This is a genomic window from Pseudomonas sp. GW822-FHT03F04 (assembly GCF_058801405.1).
This window is the reverse complement of sequence record NZ_JBXANF010000004.1, coordinates 65,443-87,655: the sequence shown is the minus strand read 5'-3', so window position 1 is coordinate 87,655 and position 22,213 is coordinate 65,443. Positions and strand designations below refer to the sequence as shown.

At 60.3% G+C, this 22,213-nt stretch carries 21 protein-coding genes; 1 reads left to right on the top strand and 20 read right to left on the bottom strand.

Annotated elements, in window-relative coordinates; genetic code table 11:
• Nucleotides 1-32: 32 nt before the first annotated feature.
• Genes AC1RMX_RS09940 through AC1RMX_RS09915 form a run of 6 tightly spaced genes read right to left on the bottom strand, consistent with a single transcriptional unit; the run spans nt 33 to nt 5,032 of the window.
• Nucleotides 33-668: a protein-L-isoaspartate(D-aspartate) O-methyltransferase gene (locus AC1RMX_RS09940; protein WP_173861377.1), complete on the bottom strand. Its 636-nt coding sequence runs from the start codon at nt 666-668 to the stop codon at nt 33-35.
• Between the two features lie 41 nt (nt 669-709).
• Complete coding sequence (surE, locus tag AC1RMX_RS09935) at nt 710-1,459, bottom strand: 5'/3'-nucleotidase SurE (RefSeq protein ID WP_096819612.1); 750 nt, start codon at nt 1,457-1,459, stop codon at nt 710-712.
• On the bottom strand, nt 1,447-2,505 hold the full coding sequence (gene truD, locus AC1RMX_RS09930) for a tRNA pseudouridine(13) synthase TruD (RefSeq protein WP_102621418.1): 1,059 nt from the start codon (nt 2,503-2,505) through the stop codon (nt 1,447-1,449). Before truD ends, surE begins: the two co-directional genes overlap by 13 nt.
• Nucleotides 2,502-2,975 carry a 2-C-methyl-D-erythritol 2,4-cyclodiphosphate synthase gene (gene ispF / locus AC1RMX_RS09925; protein ID WP_007954821.1) on the bottom strand — a complete coding sequence of 158 codons (474 nt, stop codon included), beginning with the start codon at nt 2,973-2,975 and terminating at the stop codon, nt 2,502-2,504. The genes truD and ispF overlap by 4 nt, the downstream gene beginning before the upstream one ends.
• Before the next feature lie 43 nt (nt 2,976-3,018).
• Nucleotides 3,019-3,864, bottom strand: coding sequence for an S-formylglutathione hydrolase (fghA, locus tag AC1RMX_RS09920; RefSeq protein WP_493071677.1), 846 nt, complete (start codon nt 3,862-3,864; stop codon nt 3,019-3,021).
• A 55-nt stretch (nt 3,865-3,919) separates the two neighbouring features.
• Nucleotides 3,920-5,032, bottom strand: a complete 1,113-nt coding sequence (locus tag AC1RMX_RS09915; protein WP_065259207.1) for an S-(hydroxymethyl)glutathione dehydrogenase/class III alcohol dehydrogenase — start codon at nt 5,030-5,032, stop codon at nt 3,920-3,922.
• 115 nt (nt 5,033-5,147) lie between these two features.
• Between AC1RMX_RS09915 and AC1RMX_RS09910 the strand changes: the two genes are divergently transcribed.
• Nucleotides 5,148-6,044, top strand: coding sequence for a LysR substrate-binding domain-containing protein (locus AC1RMX_RS09910; RefSeq protein ID WP_102621420.1), 897 nt, complete (start codon nt 5,148-5,150; stop codon nt 6,042-6,044).
• On the opposite strand, the gene ispD is transcribed toward AC1RMX_RS09910, so the two are convergent.
• The 14 genes from ispD to AC1RMX_RS09840 form a co-directional block, all read right to left on the bottom strand.
• Nucleotides 6,041-6,748 carry a 2-C-methyl-D-erythritol 4-phosphate cytidylyltransferase gene (gene ispD / locus AC1RMX_RS09905; RefSeq protein WP_102621421.1) on the bottom strand — a complete coding sequence of 236 codons (708 nt, stop codon included), beginning with the start codon at nt 6,746-6,748 and terminating at the stop codon, nt 6,041-6,043. The two genes, AC1RMX_RS09910 and ispD, sit on opposite strands and share 4 nt — an antisense overlap.
• A complete protein-coding gene (gene ftsB, locus AC1RMX_RS09900) occupies nt 6,745-7,023 on the bottom strand; it encodes a cell division protein FtsB (RefSeq protein WP_003222158.1) in 279 nt (92 codons plus the stop codon). Before ftsB ends, ispD begins: the two co-directional genes overlap by 4 nt.
• Before the next feature lie 171 nt (nt 7,024-7,194).
• On the bottom strand, nt 7,195-8,484 hold the full coding sequence (eno, locus tag AC1RMX_RS09895) for a phosphopyruvate hydratase (RefSeq protein ID WP_007954808.1): 1,290 nt from the start codon (nt 8,482-8,484) through the stop codon (nt 7,195-7,197).
• A gap of 156 nt (nt 8,485-8,640) precedes the next feature.
• Nucleotides 8,641-9,486 carry a 3-deoxy-8-phosphooctulonate synthase gene (kdsA, locus tag AC1RMX_RS09890; protein ID WP_007954807.1) on the bottom strand — a complete coding sequence of 282 codons (846 nt, stop codon included), beginning with the start codon at nt 9,484-9,486 and terminating at the stop codon, nt 8,641-8,643.
• Between the two features lie 5 nt (nt 9,487-9,491).
• On the bottom strand, nt 9,492-11,123 hold the full coding sequence (pyrG, locus tag AC1RMX_RS09885; RefSeq protein WP_096819617.1) for a CTP synthase: 1,632 nt from the start codon (nt 11,121-11,123) through the stop codon (nt 9,492-9,494).
• Nucleotides 11,124-11,397: 274 nt separating this feature from the next.
• Nucleotides 11,398-12,726: a tRNA lysidine(34) synthetase TilS gene (gene tilS / locus AC1RMX_RS09880; RefSeq protein WP_493071675.1), complete on the bottom strand. Its 1,329-nt coding sequence runs from the start codon at nt 12,724-12,726 to the stop codon at nt 11,398-11,400.
• A gap of 133 nt (nt 12,727-12,859) precedes the next feature.
• Nucleotides 12,860-13,807 (bottom strand): acetyl-CoA carboxylase carboxyltransferase subunit alpha, encoded by a 948-nt coding sequence (locus AC1RMX_RS09875; RefSeq protein WP_085748116.1) that lies wholly within the window; start codon nt 13,805-13,807, stop codon nt 12,860-12,862.
• 139 nt (nt 13,808-13,946) lie between these two features.
• Entirely contained in the window at nt 13,947-17,468 is a 3,522-nt protein-coding gene (dnaE, locus tag AC1RMX_RS09870) for a DNA polymerase III subunit alpha (RefSeq protein WP_096819619.1), read from the bottom strand.
• 76 nt (nt 17,469-17,544) lie between these two features.
• Nucleotides 17,545-18,171, bottom strand: coding sequence for a ribonuclease HII (gene rnhB / locus AC1RMX_RS09865; protein ID WP_085712847.1), 627 nt, complete (start codon nt 18,169-18,171; stop codon nt 17,545-17,547).
• A gap of 11 nt (nt 18,172-18,182) precedes the next feature.
• Nucleotides 18,183-19,313 carry a lipid-A-disaccharide synthase gene (gene lpxB / locus AC1RMX_RS09860; protein ID WP_096819620.1) on the bottom strand — a complete coding sequence of 377 codons (1,131 nt, stop codon included), beginning with the start codon at nt 19,311-19,313 and terminating at the stop codon, nt 18,183-18,185.
• A 2-nt stretch (nt 19,314-19,315) separates the two neighbouring features.
• Nucleotides 19,316-20,092 (bottom strand): acyl-ACP--UDP-N-acetylglucosamine O-acyltransferase, encoded by a 777-nt coding sequence (gene lpxA, locus AC1RMX_RS09855; RefSeq protein ID WP_085712845.1) that lies wholly within the window; start codon nt 20,090-20,092, stop codon nt 19,316-19,318.
• The gene (fabZ, locus tag AC1RMX_RS09850; RefSeq protein WP_042557884.1) at nt 20,089-20,529 is read right to left on the bottom strand and encodes a 3-hydroxyacyl-ACP dehydratase FabZ; all 441 of its coding nucleotides are present in this window, start codon (nt 20,527-20,529) and stop codon (nt 20,089-20,091) included. Before fabZ ends, lpxA begins: the two co-directional genes overlap by 4 nt.
• 106 nt (nt 20,530-20,635) lie before the next feature.
• Nucleotides 20,636-21,691 (bottom strand): UDP-3-O-(3-hydroxymyristoyl)glucosamine N-acyltransferase, encoded by a 1,056-nt coding sequence (gene lpxD / locus AC1RMX_RS09845; RefSeq protein WP_096819621.1) that lies wholly within the window; start codon nt 21,689-21,691, stop codon nt 20,636-20,638.
• A 3-nt stretch (nt 21,692-21,694) separates the two neighbouring features.
• Nucleotides 21,695-22,198, bottom strand: a complete 504-nt coding sequence (locus AC1RMX_RS09840) for an OmpH/Skp family outer membrane protein (RefSeq protein ID WP_003222140.1) — start codon at nt 22,196-22,198, stop codon at nt 21,695-21,697.
• Nucleotides 22,199-22,213: the final 15 nt, after the last annotated feature.

The window sequence follows — 22,213 nt, the reverse complement described above, 5'->3', positions numbered from 1 at the left end:
TCGCAAGGAATTCAGCGCCGGCAAACAAATGCTCAGGCCAGCGGCCCGTTGAGCAATGGCACGAAGCGAACCGCCCCGAGAACGTGTCGGGAGAAGCCGTTTTCTTCGCGCACGATCAGCATCAATTGCTGCACTTCTCCGGAACCGACCGGAATCACCAGCCGACCGCCGGGCGCCAGTTGATCGAGCAAGGCCTGCGGTACGTCGGTCGCCACGGCCGTGACGATGATGCCGTTGTACGGCGCCAGCGCCGGCCAGCCTTCCCAGCCATCGCCCCAGCGGAACACCACGTTGCGCAGGTTGAGTTCGACCAGACGCTCCTTGGCCCGATCCTGCAGTACCTTGATCCGCTCGACAGAGAACACCCGTTCGACCAGTTGCGACAACACCGCCGTCTGGTAACCGGAACCGGTACCGATCTCCAGCACCTTGTCCAGCGGCCCCGCCTCGAGCAGCAACTCGCTCATGCGCGCGACCATATAAGGCTGGGAGATGGTCTGGTTGTGGCCGATCGGCAGCGCGGTGTCTTCATAGGCCCGGTGCGCCAGCGCTTCATCGACAAACAGATGACGCGGCGTACGGCGGATCACTTCCAGCACATTGGCGTTGGACAAGCCTTCTTCATATAACCGCTGAATCAGGCGTTCACGGGTGCGCTGGGAAGTCATCCCGATGCCGCTGCGCAACCGGTCGTCTTGTTCACGAGCCATCAGTTGAGCCCCTCCAGCCAGCCGTCGAGATTTCTGAAGGCATCATTGAAGGTGCGATCAAGCTGCAACGGAGTGATGGAAACGTAGCCCTGCATCACCGCATGGAAATCAGTGCCCGGCCCGCCGTCTTCCGCATCGCCGGCGGCGGCAATCCAGTAACCGGCCTTGCCACGGGGATCGACCACTTTCATCGGCGCTGCCGCACGGGCGCGATGCCCCAGGCGAGTCAGCTGGATGCCGCGAATATGATCGATGGGCAGATTGGGAATGTTCACGTTCAGTACCGTGCGCGGTGGCAGATCGAGCCCGGCGTGGGCCTCGACCAGTTTGCGCGCAAAGTAGGCAGCGGTGGGCAGATTGTCCACCTGCCGGGAGGCCAGCGAGAAGGCAAACGATGGGCGTTCGAGAAAGCGGCCTTCAAGGGCCGCCGCCACTGTCCCGGAATACAACACGTCGTCGCCCAGGTTGGCGCCGAGGTTGATGCCCGAAACCACCATGTCCGGCTCGCGCTCCAGCAAACCATTGAGCCCCAGGTGCACACAGTCGGTCGGCGTGCCATTGAGACTGATGAAACCGTTGGCCAGGTATTGCGGGTGCAGCGGACGATCCAGCGTCAGCGAACTGCTGGCACCGCTCTTGTCCTGTTCCGGGGCGATAACCACGCATTCGGTGTAATCCGCCAGCGCAGCATAAAGCGCGGCAAGACCGGGTGCGGTTACCCCATCGTCGTTAGAAATCAGAATACGCATGGGCTGTCCGTCTGCCCCACCGGCACCAGATCAACGAGTTCGCGCACCAATACGGTGGCGAAGCATCCGGCCGGGAGGACGAATTCCAGTTGCAGAATGTCAGGCTCGGGATAATGCCACGTCAACCCGCCAATGGGCAGTCGAAGGATGCGACGTTCGTGGCTCATACCGGCATTAATCAACCAATCGCGCAGATCCGCCTCGCCTGCGGCAATTGCCTGCTCCAGATCATGGACAGCGCCGGCGGCCGGTGAGTCACCTTCGCCCCACTGCGGCCCTGTCGGATGCAGGTCGAGAATCGCCAGGCGCGGGTCGCTGCACTCGGCTTCACCCGCCGGGAAAAAGCTGCGGCTGTCGGTGAACGCCAGTAGATCGCCGACCTGGGCGCGCTGCCAGGTGCCATCAGCCACCCGTGCCGCCAGCACCTGGTTGAACAGAAAGCTGCGTGCAGTCGACAGCAGGCGCGAACGCACATTGCGCTGCTCCGGCAGGGCCTTGCGCGCCGCCCATGACCGAGCGTCGACGACGTTACCACCGTCATGGCCAAAACGCTGGGCGCCGAAGTAGTTCGGGATACCTTGCTTGGCAATCAGTTGCAGGCGCTCGTCGATGGCAGCCTTGTCGCCATTGAACTGGGTCAGGCGCAAGGTGAAACCATTGGCCGAATGCGCGCCGCGTTGCAGCTTGCGCTTGTGGCGCGTGGTCTTGAGGATCTTCAGCGTGTCGTTTTCCGCCGCCGACAGATCCGGATCGGCCTTGCCCGGCAGTTGCACGCTGAACCACTGGCGCGTCAGCGCCTGACGGTCCTTGAGGCCGGCATAGCTGACCGTGCGCAATGGCACACCGGCCGCCTTGGCAATGCGGCGCGCCGCTTCTTCGGTGTTCAGACCGCGCTTTTCCACCCAGATCCACAGGTGCTCGCCGTCACCGCTGAACGGAATGTCGAGGACTTCATCGACCTGGAAATCTTCGGCGATGGCTTTCAGTACCGCGGTGCCGAGCGCGTCGCCATAGGCCCGTGGGCCGAGCAATTGCAGTTCGTTCATGCGCGCAGCAACAAGGCAACGGAATGCACGGCGATGCCTTCTTCGCGACCGACGAAGCCGAGCTTCTCGGTGGTGGTGGCTTTCACGTTCACTTGATCCAGTTCTACTTGCAGATCCGCGGCAATCAGCGCGCGCATCGATTCGATATGGGGGGCCATTTTCGGTGCCTGGGCAACGATGGTGTTGTCGACGTTGCCGACTTTCCAGCCTTTGGCGTGGATCAGGCTGACCACATGACGCAACAGCACTCGGCTGTCGGCGCCCTTGAATTGCGGGTCGGTGTCCGGGAAGTGCTTGCCGATATCACCCAGCGCAGCCGCGCCGAGCAAGGCGTCGCTCAAGGCATGCAGCAGGACGTCACCGTCGGAGTGAGCGAGCAGCCCGAAGCCGTGTGCGATTCGCACGCCGCCCAGAGTAATGAAATCGCCTTCAGCGAAACGGTGCACATCATAGCCGTGGCCAATACGCATAAAAAAACGCCCCGAATTTTGTCAGGGCGTGATTCTACCTGCATTAGCCCTTGAGGGCGCGTGCGTGATGCTGCAAGTGGTCGTCAATGAAGCTCGCAATGAAGAAATAGCTGTGGTCGTAGCCCGGTTGCAGGCGCAACGTCAGGGGATGACCCGCCTGTTTTGCCGCTTGTTGCAGCGCCTCCGGCTTGAGCTGCGCGGCGAGGAAATCGTCGCGGTCACCCTGATCGACCAGCAACGGCAGTTTCTCGTCCGCCTCGGCGATCAGCGCACAGGCATCCCACTCGCGCCACTTCGAACGGTCTTCGCCCAGATAACGGGAGAACGCCTTCTGGCCCCACGGGCAATCCATCGGATTGTTGATCGGCGAAAACGCCGACACCGATTGGTAACGCCCAGGGTTGCGCAATGCACAGACCAATGCACCGTGACCGCCCATGGAATGGCCACTGATGCTGCGCTTGTCCGCAGCCGGGAAATGCGCTTCAACCAGTGAAGGCAATTCCTGCACGACATAGTCATGCATCCGATAGTGCCGCGACCACGGCTCCTGCGTGGCATTCAGATAGAACCCGGCACCGAGACCAAAATCCCACGCGCCATCCGGATCACCCGGTACATCGGCGCCACGGGGACTGGTGTCCGGCGCCACGATGATCAATCCCAGTTCAGCCGCCATGCGCATGGCGCCGGCCTTCTGCATGAAGTTCTCGTCCGTGCACGTCAGGCCCGACAACCAGTACAGCACCGGCAGCTTGCCGCCCTGCTCTGCCTGCGGTGGCAGATACACAGCGAACACCATGTCGCAGCCCAACACATCGGAACGATGGCGATAGCGCTTGTGCCAACCGCCGAAACTCTTCTGACAGGAGATGTTTTCCAGACTCATGTACGACTCCTACGCAACCACGGCTGCACATTGGCTACCGTGGCATCGCGATTGATCAGAAATGAATGACGGTGCGGATGCTCTTGCCTTCGTGCATCAGATCGAACGCCTTGTTGATGTCTTCCAGGCCCATGGTATGGGTGATGAAAGTATCCAGCGGGATCTCGCCGCTTTGCGCCATGTCGACGTAGCTTGGCAGCTCGGTACGGCCACGCACGCCGCCGAACGCCGAGCCGCGCCAGACGCGACCGGTCACCAGCTGGAACGGACGGGTGGCGATTTCCTGGCCGGCACCGGCAACACCGATGATCACCGACTCGCCCCAACCTTTATGGCAGCACTCGAGGGCTGCGCGCATCAGTTGCACGTTGCCGATGCATTCGAAGGAGAAGTCGACGCCGCCGTCGGTCATGTCGACGATCACTTCCTGGATCGGACGATCGAAATCTTTCGGGTTCACGCAGTCGGTAGCGCCCAGTTGCCTGGCGATTTCGAACTTGGCCGGGTTGATGTCGATGGCAATGATGCGCGAGGCCTTGGCCTTCACTGCACCAATCACGGCCGACAGACCGATGCCGCCGAGACCGAAGATGGCCACGGTGTCACCCGGTTTGACCTTGGCAGTGTTGATCACTGCACCGATACCGGTGGTCACGCCGCAACCAAGCAGGCAGACCTTTTCCAGCGGAGCATCCTTGGAGATCTTGGCCACGGAGATTTCCGGCAGCACGGTGTACTCGGAGAAGGTCGAGGTACCCATGTAGTGGAAAATCGTTTGGCCCTTGTAGGAAAAGCGCGAAGTGCCATCCGGCATCAGCCCCTTGCCCTGAGTGGCGCGAATCGCCTGACACAGGTTGGTCTTGCCCGATTTGCAGAACTTGCACTGGCCGCATTCCGGGGTGTACAGCGGAATCACGTGGTCGCCAACGGCCACCGAGGTCACGCCCTCGCCGATCGCTTCAACGATGGCACCACCTTCGTGGCCGAGGATCGACGGGAAGATACCTTCCGGGTCAGCACCGGACAGGGTGTAGGCGTCGGTGTGGCAAACCCCCGAAGCCACCACGCGCAGCAACACTTCACCGGCCTTGGGCATGGCGACATCGACTTCTACGATTTCCAGCGGCTTCTTGGCCTCGAAGGCAACGGCGGCGCGCGACTTGATCATGCTGACTCTCCAGTGAATCCATTGAATAAAAACCAGACAGGGAGTGTAGTCCAGCGCTGACTGATGAATAATCCGGACAAAAGCAAAACATTATTGCCATACAGGGATAATCCCCATGTCCGAAAACCGCTGGGAAGGTATCGACGAGTTCGTCGCCGTTGCCGAGTGCAGCCAGTTCACCGCCGCCGCCGAACGCCTGGGTGTTTCTTCCTCGCATGTCAGTCGACAAATCGTACGACTGGAAGAGCGTTTGCAGACGCGACTGCTGTATCGCAGCACCCGGCGTGTCACCTTGACCGAAGCCGGCCAGACCTTCCTGCAACATTGCCAGCGTCTGCAGGATGGTCGCGAAGAAGCACTGCGTGCGGTCGGCGACCTGACCAGCGAACCCAAAGGCATGCTGCGCATGACCTGCGCCGTGGCCTACGGGGAGCGCTTCATCGTGCCGCTGGTGACGCGGTTCATGGGGCACTATCCGCAACTGCGCATCGATATAGAGCTGACCAACCGGCAGCTCGATCTGGTGCACGAAGGCCTGGATCTGGCGATCCGCCTCGGGCGTCTTCAGGATTCTCGGTTGGTGGCGACCCGGCTGGCACCGCGGCGCATGTACCTCTGCGCGTCGCCGTCCTACCTCGAACGGTACGGTCGGCCACACAGTTTGTCGGAACTGAGCCGGCACAACTGCCTGATCGGCAGCTCGGATATCTGGCAACTGGAACAGAACGGGCGGGAATTTTCCCAGCGGGTACAGGGAAACTGGCGCTGCAACAGTGGGCAAGCGGTGCTGGATGCGGCGTTACAGGGCGTCGGCCTGTGTCAGTTGCCGGACTATTACGTGTTGGAGCATCTGCACAGCGGCGCGTTGATTTCGCTGCTGGAGGCGCATCAACCGCCGAATACGGCGGTGTGGGCGTTGTATCCGCAACAACGGCACTTGTCGCCGAAGGTGCGCAAACTGGTGGATTTTCTCAAGGAAGGCTTGGCCGAACGGCCGGAGTATCGGATTTAACGACGGTTGGCCCAGCGCTGGCGCAACCATTCGAGGTCTTCCGGGCGGGTGACTTTCAGGTTGTCCGCGCGACCCTCGATCAGGCGCGGCGCCATGCCGGCCCACTCCATCGCCGAAGCTTCATCGGTGATCAGTGCATCGGCCACCAGACTGTCCGCCAGTGCGCGGTGCAATGCTCCGAGGCGGAACATCTGCGGCGTGTAGGCCTGCCAGATCACGCTGCGATCCACGGTTTCGACCACTCGACCGTGCTTGTCGACCCGTTTCAGGGTGTCGCGCGCCGGCACGGCCAGCAAGCCACCGACCGGATCGCTCGCCAGCTCAGCCAGCAGTTTATCGAGATCGTCACGGCTCAGATTGGGCCGTGCCGCATCGTGCACCAGCACCCAATCCTCATCGTCGGCACCTTGGGCGTGCAGATGAAGCAAAGCGTTGAGCACCGAACCTGAACGCTCGGCGCCACCCTCGACCCGCTGAATCCGCGGATCACTGACGCAAGCCAGGTTCGGCCAATAAGGATCATCGACAGCAAGACTGACCACCAGGCCCTTGAGGCTCGGGTGATCGAGGAAACAGCCGAGGCTGTGTTCAAGAATTGTGCGCCCGCCCAGTTGCAGGTATTGCTTGGGACGGTCCGCGGCCATACGGGCACCGACGCCCGCGGCAGGAATCACGGCCCAGAAGGCCGGCAGGGAATCGATCATTGGGCCAACTGGTAAAGGGTTTCGCCGTCCTTGACCATGCCCAGTTCGTGACGAGCCCGCTCTTCAACGGTCTCCATGCCTTTCTTCAACTCGCTGACTTCAGCGTCCATCACCCGGTTGCGCTCCAGCAAGGCTTCGTTCTCGGCGTGCTGATCAGCAATCTGCTGATTCAGTTCGGCAACTTGCGCCAGACTGCCATTGCCCACCCACAGGCGGTACTGCAGACCGGCCAGCAGCAAGAGCAAGACGAGAAACAACCAGTAAGGACTGCGCATCGAATATCAGGTATCCAGTGAAAAAAGACAGCCACGCCAAAACTTTGAAGCATCTGATAGCACGAAGCCTGGAATATCCAGGCTTGTGCATATAAGGCATCAGATTAGTGGCAAATCCATCGCTGTCACGACTTTTCCGACACAATCCGGTGTCTTTTTACCATCTACAACTTAACCGCGAAACTCGGAGCGACCGTTGTACTTGGCTTTGCCATTCAACTGCTCTTCGATACGCAGCAGTTGGTTGTACTTGGAAACGCGGTCGGAACGGCACAGCGAACCGGTCTTGATCTGGCCAGCCGAAGTACCCACCGCCAGGTCGGCGATGGTCGAATCTTCGGTTTCGCCCGAACGGTGCGAGATCACGGCGGTGTAACCGGCAGCCTTGGCCATCTGGATGGCTTCCAGGGTTTCGGTCAGGGTGCCGATCTGGTTGAACTTGATCAGGATCGAGTTGGCGATCTTTTTATCGATGCCTTCTTTCAGGATCTTGGTGTTGGTCACGAACAGGTCGTCGCCGACCAGTTGGGTCTTCTCGCCGATCTTGTCGGTGAGGATCTTCCAGCCAGCCCAGTCGGACTCGTCCAGACCGTCTTCGATCGAGATGATCGGGTAACGCTCGGTCAGACCTTTCAGGTAGTCGGCGAAACCTTCAGCGGTGAACACCTGGCCTTCGCCGGACAGGTTGTACTTGCCGTCTTCGAAGAATTCGCTGGCTGCGCAGTCCAGAGCCAGGGTCACGTCGGTGCCCAGCTTGTAACCGGCGTTGGCAACAGCTTCGGAGATCACTTTCAGTGCGTCTTCGTTGGACGCCAGGTTCGGCGCGAAACCGCCTTCGTCACCGACAGCAGTGCTCAGGCCACGGGCCTTCAGAACAGCTTTCAGGTGATGGAAAATCTCGGTGCCCATGCGCAGACCTTCCGAGAAAGACTTGGCGCCAACCGGCTGAACCATGAATTCCTGGATGTCGACGTTGTTGTCGGCGTGTTCGCCACCGTTGATGATGTTCATCATCGGAACCGGCATCGAGTACACACCCGGAGTGCCGTTCAGGTTGGCGATGTGTGCGTACAGCGGCAGGTCTTGATCCTGCGCAGCAGCCTTGGCCGCAGCCAGGGAGACGGCGAGGATGGCGTTGGCGCCCAGGGTCGCTTTGTTTTCAGTACCGTCAAGCTTGATCATCGCGTGATCCAGGGCTTTCTGGTCGCTTGGGTCGGTGCCCAGCAGCAGATCGCGGATCGGACCGTTGATGTTGGCTACCGCCTTGAGCACGCCCTTGCCCAGGTAACGGCTCTTGTCGCCATCACGCAGCTCGAGCGCTTCACGCGAGCCAGTGGATGCACCGGACGGCGCGCAAGCGCTGCCGATGATGCCGTTGTCGAGAAGCACGTCCGCTTCCACGGTGGGATTGCCACGGGAGTCGAGAACTTCACGACCTTTGATGTCGACGATTTTTGCCATTGTTGTAAACACTCCAAAGTTGACGAAAACGACGCAGCTAGAGGAAATCTTTTTACCGTCGGCAAGTGGTGTGCAGCGGGCAGCTTGCAGACGACAACGCTCATACCCGAGGGCATGAGCGACAAATCGTGCGGTACTTTACCGGAGAATTGAGGTTTACGCGGTTTCTACCGTCGGAAAACTCTTCACCAGTTCGTCCAGGGCTTTGAGCTGGGCCAGGAATGGCTCCAGTTTGTCCAGACGCAAGGCGCAAGGGCCGTCGCATTTGGCGTTGTCCGGATCCGGGTGCGCTTCGAGGAACAGGCCCGCCAGCGACTGGCTCATGCCAGCCTTGGCCAGGTCGGTGACCTGGGCGCGGCGACCGCCGGCGGAGTCGGAACGACCGCCAGGCATTTGCAGCGAATGGGTCACGTCGAAGAATACCGGGTACTCGAACTGCTTCATGATGCCGAAGCCGAGCATGTCGACCACGAGGTTGTTGTAGCCGAAGCTCGAACCGCGCTCGCAGAGGATCAATTGATCGTTGCCCGCTTCCACGCACTTGTTCAGGATGTGTTTCATTTCCTGAGGCGCGAGGAACTGGGCTTTCTTGATGTTGATGACGGCATTGGTCTTGGCCATGGCGACCACGAGGTCGGTCTGGCGCGACAGGAAGGCCGGCAGCTGGATGATGTCGCAGACCTCAGCGACGACCGCGGCCTGGTCAGGCTCGTGGACGTCGGTGATGATCGGCACGCCGAAGGCTTGTTTGATGTCCTGGAAGATGCGCATGCCCTCTTCCAGGCCAGGACCGCGATAAGAGGTCACAGAAGAACGGTTGGCCTTGTCGAAACTGGCCTTGAACACGTAAGGGATACCGAGTTTTTCGGTGACCTTCACGTACTCTTCGCAAACCTGCATGGCCATGTCACGGCTTTCCAGCACGTTCATGCCGCCGAACAGCACCATGGGTTTGTCGTTGGCAATCTCGATGTCGCCGACGCGGATGATCTTCTGTGCCATCGGGGTTACGCCTTCTTCTGGTGTTGAGCCAATGCCGCTTTGACGAAGCCGCTGAACAGCGGATGGCCATCGCGAGGCGTCGAGGTGAACTCTGGGTGGAACTGGCAAGCGACGAACCATGGATGATCCGGTGCTTCGACCACTTCAACCAGCGCAGCATCAGCGGAGCGACCGGAAATCTTCAGGCCGGCCTCGATGATTTGCGGCAGCAGGTTGTTGTTCACTTCGTAACGGTGACGGTGACGCTCGACAATTACATCCTTGCCGTAGCAGTCGTGCACCTTGGAACCCGCTTCGAGCAGGCATTCCTGAGCGCCGAGACGCATGGTGCCGCCCAGATCGGACGATTCGGTACGGGTTTCGACTGCACCGGTGGCGTCTTCCCACTCGGTGATCAGACCGACAACCGGATGGCCGCTGGCACGATCGAACTCGGTGGAGTTGGCATCTTTCCAGCCCATCACATTACGGGCGAACTCGATGACCGCCACTTGCATGCCCAGGCAGATACCCAGGTATGGAACCTTGTTTTCGCGAGCGTATTGAACGGCAGTGATCTTGCCTTCCACGCCACGCAGACCGAAGCCGCCCGGTACGAGGATCGCGTCGACGCCTTCCAGCAGCGCGGTGCCCTGGTTCTCGATGTCTTCGGAATCGATGTAGCGCAGGTTGACCTTGGTACGGTTGGTGATGCCGGCGTGACTCATCGCTTCGATCAGCGACTTGTAGGCGTCCAGCAGTTCCATGTACTTGCCGACCATCGCGATGGTGACTTCGTGCTCTGGATTGAGCTTGGCATCGACGACCTTTTCCCACTCGGACAGGTCGGCGCCATTGCATTGCAGGCCGAAACGCTCGACGACGAAATCGTCCAGACCCTGGGCGTGCAGCACGGCCGGGATCTTGTAGATGGTGTCGACGTCTTCCAGGGAGATCACCGCACGCTCTTCAACGTTGGTGAACAGCGCGATCTTGCGACGCGACGACACATCTACCGGATGGTCGGAGCGGCAGATCAGCACGTCTGGCTGCAGGCCGATCGAACGCAGCTCTTTTACGGAGTGCTGGGTCGGCTTGGTCTTGGTCTCGCCAGCGGTGGCGATGTACGGAACCAGAGTCAGGTGCATCAGCATCGCGCGCTTGGAACCGACTTCCACACGCAGCTGGCGGATGGCTTCGAGGAACGGTTGCGATTCGATATCGCCAACGGTACCGCCGATTTCCACCAGGGCCACGTCGGCATCGCCGGCGCCCTTGATGATGCGACGCTTGATTTCGTCGGTGATGTGCGGAATCACCTGGATGGTTGCACCCAGGTAGTCACCACGGCGCTCTTTGCGCAGCACGTGCTCGTAAACACGGCCGGTGGTGAAGTTGTTGTTCTGGGTCATGGTCGTGCGGATGAACCGCTCGTAGTGGCCCAGGTCCAGGTCGGTCTCGGCGCCGTCGTGGGTGACGAACACTTCACCGTGCTGGAACGGGCTCATGGTGCCCGGGTCGACGTTGATGTACGGATCCAGCTTCAGCATGGTGACCTTAAGCCCCCGCGCCTCCAGGATGGCCGCCAATGAAGCCGATGCAATGCCTTTCCCCAAAGAAGAAACAACACCGCCCGTGACGAATATGTAGCGCGTCATGAAAAACCCTAGAAGTCTGCGTTAAAGCGGTCCGAGCCGCCGGGGAAAGCGAAGGAAGGCCGAAGCCCCCGATCACCTGCATTAATCACAGTGCACCTTTCAAAAAAACCGCCGCGTTGGGACAGACCGGAAGTGAAAACACCGGTACGTTGCTCGCTACACATTTTTTGGAATCGCCCAGCAAAGACTGCTTGGTAATCGGCAACTCCTGCAATTCAGGCGAATCCACAGAAGTTGTATCAAGAAGGGAGCGTAGTCTACCGGAATGCCCCCTTCAGCTCAAACCTTGATCTTCATCAAAAGGCACCCAATGCAATTGCCAGCCTTCCTGCACGTTGCCATCAAGCCCCGGCAGGTTCGCCACGGCGAGCAATTCTTCACCGCGAAACAGCAGCGGCAATCTGCCACGCACGAAGCCCGGCACCGCGCGCTCATTGAGCAAGCGCTTGAGATCGCGATGACCACGATCCGCCAGATGCATCACCTCGCCGCCCAGCCGATAGCGGATGCGCAGCGGCCCTGCGGGAGTCTGACCGCTGAACATGACACGCCCGTTATCGGGCAAGCGTAGCGCCAGCGACGGCTCATGCCAGTCGCTGCTGACCACTGGCGCGCGCAACCATTGCCCGCTGAGCCACCACAGACGACCGGCGCTGCGGTGCAGCTCGCCATCCGCCAGACGCCAGACCGGAGAAGCATCAATGCCGGCATCGCGCAGATCCGCCCAACCCGACCAATGGTCGGCATCCGGCAGTCGGGTGAGCGGTTCCAGCCAATGACTGAGTGCATTTCTCTGGCGGGCATCGGACAACCCGGCGATGGCTGCAAACGCCAGCGATGCCAAACCCAGCCACTCGAAATCATCGGACAAGGTCGCTTGAGCCAGATCAATCTGCGCCAGCTCATCGAGCAAACCTTGCGCCTCACGCAAATGTGCCGCACTGCGGGCCATGCTGGCGTGAGCCTGCGGCCAGCGACCGGTCAGCAGCGGCATGACCTGATGGCGCAGGTAATTGCGCGAGAACTGTCGATCCTGATTCGACGGATCCTCTACCCAGCGCAGGCCATGGTCCCGCGCATAGACTTCCAGCTCGGCCCGCGTGACGTCGAGCAAGGGCCGAACCAGACTGCCCTGCCCCAACGCTCGTTGCGCCGGCATGCCGGACAGACCTCGGACCCCGGCGCCGCGCAACAGACGGAACAGCAGTGTTTCAGCCTGATCATCGCGGTGTTGCCCGGTCAATAACACATCGTTGGCCTGAATCGCCGCACTGAACGCCGCATAACGCGCATCCCGCGCCGCCCGCTCCAGACTCGCCCCCGGCTGCACCTGCACACGCACCACTTGCAACGACACCGCCAGCCCATCGCAGACCACCTGGCAATGCGCCGGCCACGCGTCGGCCGCAGCCTGAAGGCCGTGATGGACATGGATGGCGCCTAGCGCCGGAAGGGATTCAGTTTTGGCGAGACTGGCCAGAAGGTGCAGCAGGACGGTGGAATCGAGCCCACCCGAGTAGGCGATCCGCCAATGGGAAGCACCGAGCCAGGGCTTGAGATGGCGCAAAAGCCTGGAAGGCAAATCAATCGTCGACTGATCCATTTTTTTCCCTTGGCACAAATCAAATGTGGGAGCGAGCCTGCTTGCGATAATGGTGCAACAGCCAACGCACTGGTTGAATGTTACCCCTCATCGCGAGCAGGCTCGCCCCCACATCGGGTATTGCGCGGTCGACTTAGAGGCCGTAGCTCATCAGACGATCGTAGCGACGCTTGAGCAGCGCTTCGTTGTCGAACTTCTTCAGCATCGCCAGTTGCGAGCTCAGCTCGGCACGGATCGAGGCCGCGGCAGCCGCCGGATCACGGTGGGCGCCGCCCAGAGGCTCGCCAATCACTTTGTCGACGATGCCCAGGCCTTTCAGACGCTCGGCGGTGATGCCCATCGCTTCAGCGGCATCCGGGGCCTTTTCTGCGGTTTTCCACAGAATCGAAGCGCAACCTTCCGGCGAGATCACCGCGTAGGTCGAGTACTGCAGCATGTTCAACTGATCGCAGACACCGATCGCCAGTGCACCGCCGGAACCACCCTCACCAATCACGGTGGCGATGATCGGGGTTTTCAGGCGAGCCATGACGCGCAGGTTCCAGGCAATCGCTTCGCTCTGGTTGCGCTCTTCAGCGTCGATGCCAGGGTAGGCACCCGGGGTGTCGATGAAGGTCAGGATCGGCATCTTGAAACGCTCGGCCATTTCCATCAGGCGGCAAGCCTTGCGGTAGCCTTCCGGGCGCGGCATGCCGAAGTTGCGGCGTACCTTTTCGCGCACTTCACGGCCCTTCTGGTGACCGATCACCATCACTGGCTGGTCTTCCAGACGTGCCACGCCGCCCACAATGGCCGCGTCGTCGGAGAAGTGACGATCACCGTGCAGTTCGTCGAACTCGGTGAAGATGTGCTCGATGTAGTCCAGGGTGTATGGACGTTTCGGGTGACGCGCCAGACGTGCGATCTGCCAGCTGGTCAGCTTGCCGAAAATGTCTTCGGTGAGCGTTTTGCTCTTGTCCTGCAGGCGGGAGATCTCATCGCCGATATTCAGCGAATTGTCATTACCGACCAAGCGCAACTCTTCGATCTTGGCTTGCAGGTCGGCGATCGGCTGTTCGAAATCTAGAAAATTCGGGTTCATAGGCGTCCGTCTAGGGTCGTGTCCCAAGTGAGCTTGGGCCGGCCGGTTGTCTATTCGCGCCCTACCTTAAGGGAGAGGCGCGCTAAGGTCGAGATTAAAAATTCAGGTTGCGGGCAGGCGGTTTGATATCACCTGCCGGTCAACGGTATTGGAGGAAGACGTTGTCTCGCCCGAACTGGTCACGCAGGGCTTGAATCAAGGCATCCGCCGGGTCGATCCGCCAGGTCTCGCCAAACTGCAGCAAGGTCTTCGCATCAGGGCTGGTGTATTCCATGGTGATCGGGCACGCCCCGCGGTGACGCTTGAGCAAATCACCCAACCAGCGTAGTTGATCGCCTTTCAGGTCCTGGGTCTGCAACTTCAGGCGCAGGCTCTCGGCCAGGTTGGTGCGCGCATCTTCCATGCTCATCACCCGCTTGACCCGCAGGCGCAAGCCGCCGGAGAAGTCATCGTTGCTGACCTCGCCTTCGACCACCACCATCGCATCGGTCTGCAGCAGCGATTGCGCGGAGTGGAACGCCTCGGCGAACAGCGACGCCTCGATCCGCCCGGAGCGGTCGTCGAGGGTGATGAAGCCCATCTTGTCGCCTTTTTTGTTCTTCATCACACGCAGGGCAATGATCATCCCCGCCACGGTCTGGGTATCCCGGGCCGGTTTCAGGTCGATGATGCGCTGGCGGGCGAAACGGCGGATTTCACCTTCGTATTCGTCGATCGGGTGGCCGGTCAGGTACAGGCCAAGGGTGTCTTTTTCACCCTTGAGTCGTTCCTTGAGGGTCAGTTCCTTGGCCTTGCGATGCAGCGCGTAAACGTCCGCATCTTCCTCGACGAACAGCCCGCCGAACAGGTCGGCATGGCCACTGTCGCGGGTGCGCGCAGTCTGCTCGGCCGACTTGATCGCCTCCTCCATCGCCGCCAGCAGTACGGCACGGTTGCGGTCGATGTTGGCCTGATAAGCCTTTTGCTCGTCATGGAAGTACGGGCCGAGGCGATCCAGCGCGCCGCTACGGATCAAGCCGTCCAGCGTGCGCTTGTTGATGCGTTTGAGGTCGACCCGGGCACAGAAGTCGAACAGGTCCTTGAACGGGCCTGCCTGACGTGCCTCGGTGATCGCTTCCACCGGGCCTTCGCCGACGCCTTTGATCGCGCCCAGGCCATACACGATGCGACCTTCGTCGTTCACCGTGAACTTGAACTCCGAGGTATTCACGTCCGGCGCGTCGAGGCGCAGCTTCATCGTGCGCACTTCTTCGATCAAGGTCACGACCTTGTCGGTGTTGTGCATATCCGCCGACAGTACCGCGGCCATGAACGGCGCCGGGTAGTGAGCCTTCAGCCAGGCGGTCTGGTATGACACCAGGCCGTAGGCGGCGGAGTGGGATTTGTTGAAGCCGTAACCGGCGAATTTCTCTACCAGGTCGAAAATGTTACCGGCCAGGTCCGCGTCAATATTGTTGGTGGCGCAACCTTCAATGAAGCCGCCGCGCTGCTTGGCCATTTCCTCGGGCTTTTTCTTACCCATGGCCCGCCGCAGCATGTCCGCACCACCGAGGGTGTAACCGGCCATGACCTGGGCAATCTGCATCACCTGTTCCTGATACAGGATGATGCCGTAAGTAGGTGCCAGGACGGGCTTGAGGCCCTCGTACTGGTAATCCGAGTGCGGATAGGCCAGTTCGGCGCGACCGTGCTTACGGTTGATGAAGTCATCCACCATGCCCGATTGCAGCGGGCCCGGACGGAACAGGGCCACCAGTGCGATCAAGTCTTCCAGGCAGTCGGGCTTGAGCTTTTTGATCAGCTCTTTCATGCCGCGGGATTCAAGCTGGAACACCGCGGTGGTTTCAGCTTTTTGCAGCAGCTGATACGTCGGTTTGTCATCCAGCGGGATGAACGCGATATCCAGCGGCGGTTCGTTGACCTTGGCGCGGTCGCGATTGATCGTTTTCAGCGCCCAGTCGATGATCGTCAGCGTTCGCAGGCCCAGGAAGTCGAACTTCACCAGACCGGCCGCCTCGACGTCATCCTTGTCGAACTGGGTTACCAGGCCGTCACCGGCCTCGTCGCAATAGATCGGCGAGAAGTCGGTCAGCTTGGTCGGTGCGATCACCACACCACCGGCATGCTTGCCGACGTTACGCACAACGCCTTCGAGCTTACGCGCCATCTCCCAGATTTCCGCCGCCTCTTCATCGACCTTGATGAAATCGCGCAGGATTTCTTCCTGCTCGTAGGCTTTTTCCAGGGTCATGCCGACTTCGAACGGAATCATCTTCGACAGGCGATCCGCCAGGCCGAACGACTTGCCCTGCGCCCGCGCCACGTCGCGCACCACAGCTTTCGCCGCCATGGAACCGAAGGTGATGATCTGGCTCACAGCGTTACGGCCGTACTTTTCGGCCACGTAGTCGATCACGCGGTCGCGACCGTCCATGCAGAAGTCGACGTCGAAGTCGGGCATGGATACCCGTTCCGGGTTAAGGAAACGTTCGAACAGCAGGTCGTATTCCAGCGGGTCGAGGTCGGTGATCTTCTGCACGTAGGCCACCAGCGATCCGGCACCCGACCCCCGGCCCGGGCCCACCGGCACGCCGTTGTTCTTGGCCCACTGGATGAAGTCCATCACGATCAGGAAGTAACCGGGGAACCCCATCTGGATAATGATATCCAGCTCGAAATTCAGTCGGTCTACATAGACCTGCCGCTTGGCTTCGTAGTCTTCAGTCGTGTCCCTTGGCAGCAGAACGGTTAACCGCTCTTCCAGACCTTCGAAGGACACCTTGCGGAAATACTCATCGATGGTCATGCCATCGGGGATCGGGAAGTTGGGCAAGAAGTGCGTGCCCAGCTTCACTTCAATGTTGCAGCGCTTGGCGATCTCGACGGAGTTTTCCACCGCATCCGGCAGGTCGCTGAACAGCTCGGCCATTTCCTCGGCGCTTTTCAGGTATTGCTGATCGCTGTAGTTCTTCGAACGACGCGGATCGTCAAGGGCCCGGCCCTCACCGATGCAGACGCGGGTTTCGTGGGCGGCGAAGTCTTCCTGCTTGATGAAACGCACATCGTTGGTCGCGACCAGCGGCGCACCGAGCTTGTCGGCCAGGGCCACGGCGCCGTGCAATTGTTCTTCGTCATTCGGACGGTTGGTACGCTGAATCTCCAGGTAGAAACGATCCGGGAACACCGCCATCCATTCGCGCGTCAGGACCTCGGCCTCAGCGGGGTTGCCGCCGATCATGGCCATGCCGATTTCGCCTTCTTTCGCGGCGGACAGCATAATCAGGCCTTCGTTGGCCTCGGCGACCCATTCGCGCTCGATGATGATCATGCCGTTGCGCTGACCTTCGATGAAGCCACGGGAAATCAGCTCGGTCAGGTTGCGATAACCCAGGGCATTCATGACCAGCAGGCTGATCCGGCTCAGCGGACCCTCCGGGTCCTTGTTCGACAGCCACAGGTCGGCGCCGCAGATCGGCTTGATCCCGGCGCCCATGGTGTTTTTATAGAATTTGACCAGCGAACACATGTTGTTCTGGTCGGTAACCGCAACGGCCGGCATGCCCATGCCGGTCAGGGCCTTGACCAGCGGCTTGATCCGCACCAGCCCGTCGACCAGGGAGTATTCAGTGTGCAGGCGTAGATGAACGAATGAAGCCGGCATAGTGATCCTGTCCAGTTACATAGAGACAACAAGGCCCGGATTGTACCGGGCCCTGAACAAAACATCAGCCTCGCCGCTAAACCTGCGTGAGGCCTTCCAGCGCTTCATAAGCCTGCCGCACCGGGGCAAACGAACGCCGGTGAATCGGCGTCGGCCCGAGGCGCACCAACGCTTCCAGATGAACGGGCGTCGGGTAGCCTTTATGGCCACCGATGCCGTAACCCGGATAGATCAATTCGAACGCCGCCATCTCGCGGTCGCGGCTGACCTTGGCCAGAATCGACGCGGCGGCGATGGCCGGCACCTTGCTGTCGCCCTTGACCACCGCTTCGGAACGCATCGGCAGTTTCGGGCAGCGGTTGCCGTCGATCATCGCCAGCTTCGGCTGGATATGCAGACCCGCCACCGCGCGCTGCATCGCCAACATGGTGGCGTGGAGGATGTTCAGCTCGTCGATCTCTTCGACTTCGGCACGGGCGATGCACCAGCTCAGTGCCTTCTCGCAGATTTCGTCGTAGAGCTTTTCACGCTTGGCTTCGGTGAGTTTCTTCGAGTCGTTGAGACCAAGAATCGGACGGTTCGGATCGAGGATCACCGCCGCCGTGACGACCGCACCGCACAACGGGCCACGACCGACTTCATCAACGCCGGCCACCAACTCTTCGACTTCGGCAACCAGGGTGAAATCCAGGCCCATCTGCATGCTTGTCTTGCTCATCGTGTTTGACCGATCAGGTTCAGAACGGCGTCAGCCGCCTGATTGGAGGCGTCCAGACGCAGGGTGCGGTGGATCTCGTCGAAGCCGCGTGTCTGCTCTTCGCCACCGTCGATCAGCGGCGACAAGGTCTGGGCGAGCGCTTCGACCGTCGCATCGTCCTGCAACAATTCCGGCACCAGCAGTCGCTGGGCCAGCAGGTTCGGCAGGGAGACGTACGGACTCTTGACCATGCGCTTGAGAATCCAGAACGTCAGTGGTGCAAGACGGTAAGCCACGACCATCGGGCGCTTGTACAGCAGCGCTTCCAGCGTGGCAGTGCCGGACGCGATCAGGACCGCGTTGCAGGCCGCCAGCGCCAGATGGGATTTGCCATCGAGCAAGGTCACCGGCAAGTCGCGACCGGCCAGCAGCTCTTCAAGCTGGGCCCGACGCTCGGGATTGGCGCACGGTATGACGAAGCGCAAACCCGGGCGCATGGCGCGCAGGCGTTCGGCGGTATCGAGGAACAGCGCACCCAGACGACTGACTTCGCCGCCGCGACTGCCCGGCATCAAAGCCACCAGCGGGCCGTCCGGCAGCCCCAGTTCGGCGCGCGCAGCAGTGCGATCGGCTTCCAGTGGAATGGTATCGGCCAGCGTATGGCCGACGAACCGCACCGGCACGCCTTTCTCTTCGTAGAATCTGGCTTCGAACGGCAGCAGCGTGAGCATCAGGTCGCAGCCTTCGCGGATCTTCAGCACTCGCTTCTGCCGCCACGCCCATACCGAAGGGCTGACGTAGTGCACGGTCTTGATCCCGGCCTGACGCAGCTTGAGTTCGATATTGAGGTTGAAATCCGGCGCATCGATGCCGATGAACACATCCGGTTTTTCAGCGATCAGCGTGGCGATCAGGTCCTTGCGGCGCTTGAGCAGTTCACGCAGTCGCCCGAGGACTTCCACCAGCCCCATGACCGACAGCCGTTCCATGGGGAAGTAGGAGCTCAGGCCTTCGGCCTGCATCAACGGGCCGCCGACGCCGATGAACTCGACAGCGGGATGCTGTGCCTTGAGGGCACGCATCAGACCGGCGCCCAGAATGTCACCGGAAGCCTCACCCGCCACCAGCGCAATACGCAGATTGGCCATGATCAGCGGGTGATGCCGCGAGACGACGACTGGATGGAGTCACGAAACACCGCGACTTCCGGGAACTGGGCGGCAGGCTCGGCCAGTTCGGCCAGGGCTTGCTCGACAGTCAGTCCCTGGCGGTAGACGGTTTTATAGGCGCGTCGCAAGGCATGGATGGCATCCTCGCTGAAACCACGACGGCGCATGCCTTCGAAGTTCATGCTGCGCGCTTCGGCCGGGTTGCCGAACACCGTGACGAACGCCGGAACGTCCTTGCCGATGGCGGTGCCCATGCCGGAAAAGCTGTGGGCGCCAATGTGGCAATACTGGTGCACCAAGGTGAAACCGGACAGGATCGCCCAGTCCTCGACGTGCACATGCCCGGCCAACGCGGTGTTGTTGACCAGAATGCAGTGGTTGCCGATGACGCTGTCGTGACCGATGTGGGCGTAAGCCATGATCAGGTTGTGATCGCCCAGGGTGGTTTCCGAGCGATCCTGAACGGTACCACGGTGAATCGTCACGCCTTCACGGATAACGTTATGGTCACCGATCACCAGGCGGGTTTCTTCACCCTTGTACTTGAGATCAGGCGTGTCTTCGCCTACCGAGGAAAACTGGTAGATGCGATTGTGCTTGCCGATTCGGGTCGGGCCTTTGAGGATCACGTGTGGCCCGATCACTGTCCCCTCGCCGATTTCCACACCTGCGCCGATGATCGACCACGGGCCGACCTCGACACCTTCAGCCAGTACGGCCGAAGGATCGATGATTGCGCGAGGGTCAATCAAACTCATACTTTTTGTTCCGCGCAGATGATCTCGGCGGAGCAGACCGGCTTGCCATCAACCGACGCCTGGCATTCAAACTTCCAGATCTTGCGCTTGCAGCTAATGAACGTGGCCTCAAGAATCAACTGATCGCCAGGCTTGACCGGCTGGCGGAAACGCAGTTTGTCGGAGCCGACAAAGTAGTAAAGCGTGCCATCAGCGGGCTTCACGTCGAGCATCTTGAAACCGAGAATCCCGGCTGCCTGAGCCATCGCTTCGATAATCAGGACGCCCGGCATGATCGGATGCGCAGGGAAGTGACCATTGAAGAACGGTTCGTTGATGCTGACATTCTTGTAGGCGCGAATTCGCTTGCCTTCAGTATCCAGGTCCACCACCCGGTCCACCAGCAGGAACGGGTAACGGTGAGGCAGGTATTCGCGAATCTCGTTGATGTCCATCATTTCGGGGGGAAGCCTATGTAAAGATTGGGAGCGCGACTGACGCGCACTCCTCTAGCAAATCAAGGAGGCAGTCCAGAGGCTGTGCACTCTTGATATGGAAATGGTATCAGCCTTCAGATGAAGCATTACCGCCAGGGGTCACTTCCCCTGCCCGCTTTTCCAGCTGTTTCAACCGTCGCGCGAGGTCATCGAGCTGACGGATGCGTGCCGCGCTTTTGCGCCATTCGGCAGCCGGCTGCATGGCTGTACCGGAAGAATAGGCACCCGGCTCGGTAATCGAGTGAGTCACCATGGTCATCCCGGTCAGGAAAACGTTGTCGCAAATATCGATGTGCCCCACCAGGCCAACACCGCCGGCGAGCATGCAGTGCTTGCCGATCTTTGTGCTGCCGGAAATCCCCACGCACGCCGCCATGGCGGTGTGATCACCGACCTGAACGTTGTGGGCGATCTGAATCTGGTTGTCGAGCTTCACACCGTTGCCGATCACGGTATCGGCCAACGCACCGCGGTCGATGGCGGTATTCACGCCGATCTCCACATCGTCGCCAATGGTCACGCCGCCGATCTGGGCGATTTTCTGCCAGATGCCTTTCTCGTTGGCAAAGCCGAAGCCTTCACCGCCGAGCACTGCACCGGACTGGATCACCACCCGCTTGCCGATACGCACATCGTGATACAGCGTCACCCGCGGGGCCAGCCAGCCACCCTCGCCGATTTCGCTGCGGGCACCGACAACGCAATGCGCGCCGAGTGTCACGCCTGCACCGATCCGGGCGCCGGCCTCGATCACCACAAAGGGACCGATGCTGGCAGTCGAATCGACCACGGCGTCCGAAGCAATCACTGCAGTCGGATGGATACCGGCTGCAGATTTCGGCTTCGGATCGAATAGGTGGGAAATGCGTGCGTAAGCCAGATAAGGATCCGGCACCACCAACGCATTACCGGCATAACCTTCGGCATCAGCCGCTTTGAGCAGCAGTGCCGCCGCCTGCGAGCCAGCGAGGTATTTGCGGTATTGAGGGTTTGCCAGAAAGCTCAACTGAGCTGGGCCAGCCTCCTGCAAGGTGGCTAGCCCAGTAATTTGCTTCTCGGGGTCGCCACTCAGGGTGGCACCGAGGAACTCGGCCAACTGGCCGAGTTTGATAGTCACGGTCATGGGTTACTTCAGCTGATTCATGCGCTCGATAACCTGGCGCGTGATGTCATATTGAGGTTTGACATCGATCACTGCGCCACGCTCGAACACCAGGTCAAAACCACCTTTCTTGATGACTTCTTCCACTGCGCTATCCAGTTTCGGCTTGAGCTGCTTGAGCATTTCGCGGTCAGCAACGGCTTTGGCTTCGTTCAGTTCCTTGGACTGGAACTGGAAGTCACGGGCCTTTTGCTTGAATTCCAGCTCCAGACGCTCACGCTCGCCCTGCTGCATCTTGTCGCCACCCGCCATCAAACGATCCTGAATGCCCTTGGCGCTGCTTTCCAGCGTCTTGAGCTTGGTCAGTTGAGGGCCGAACTTCTTCTCGGCATCCACAGCGTATTTCTTGGCTGCGTCGGATTCCAGCAGTGCCATCTGATAGTTCAGAACAGCGATTTTCATGTCGGCAAATGCCGGGCCTGCCACCAGTACGGAGGCCAGGAGAACCAATTGAGTCAACTTACGCACGATGCACTCCTACAA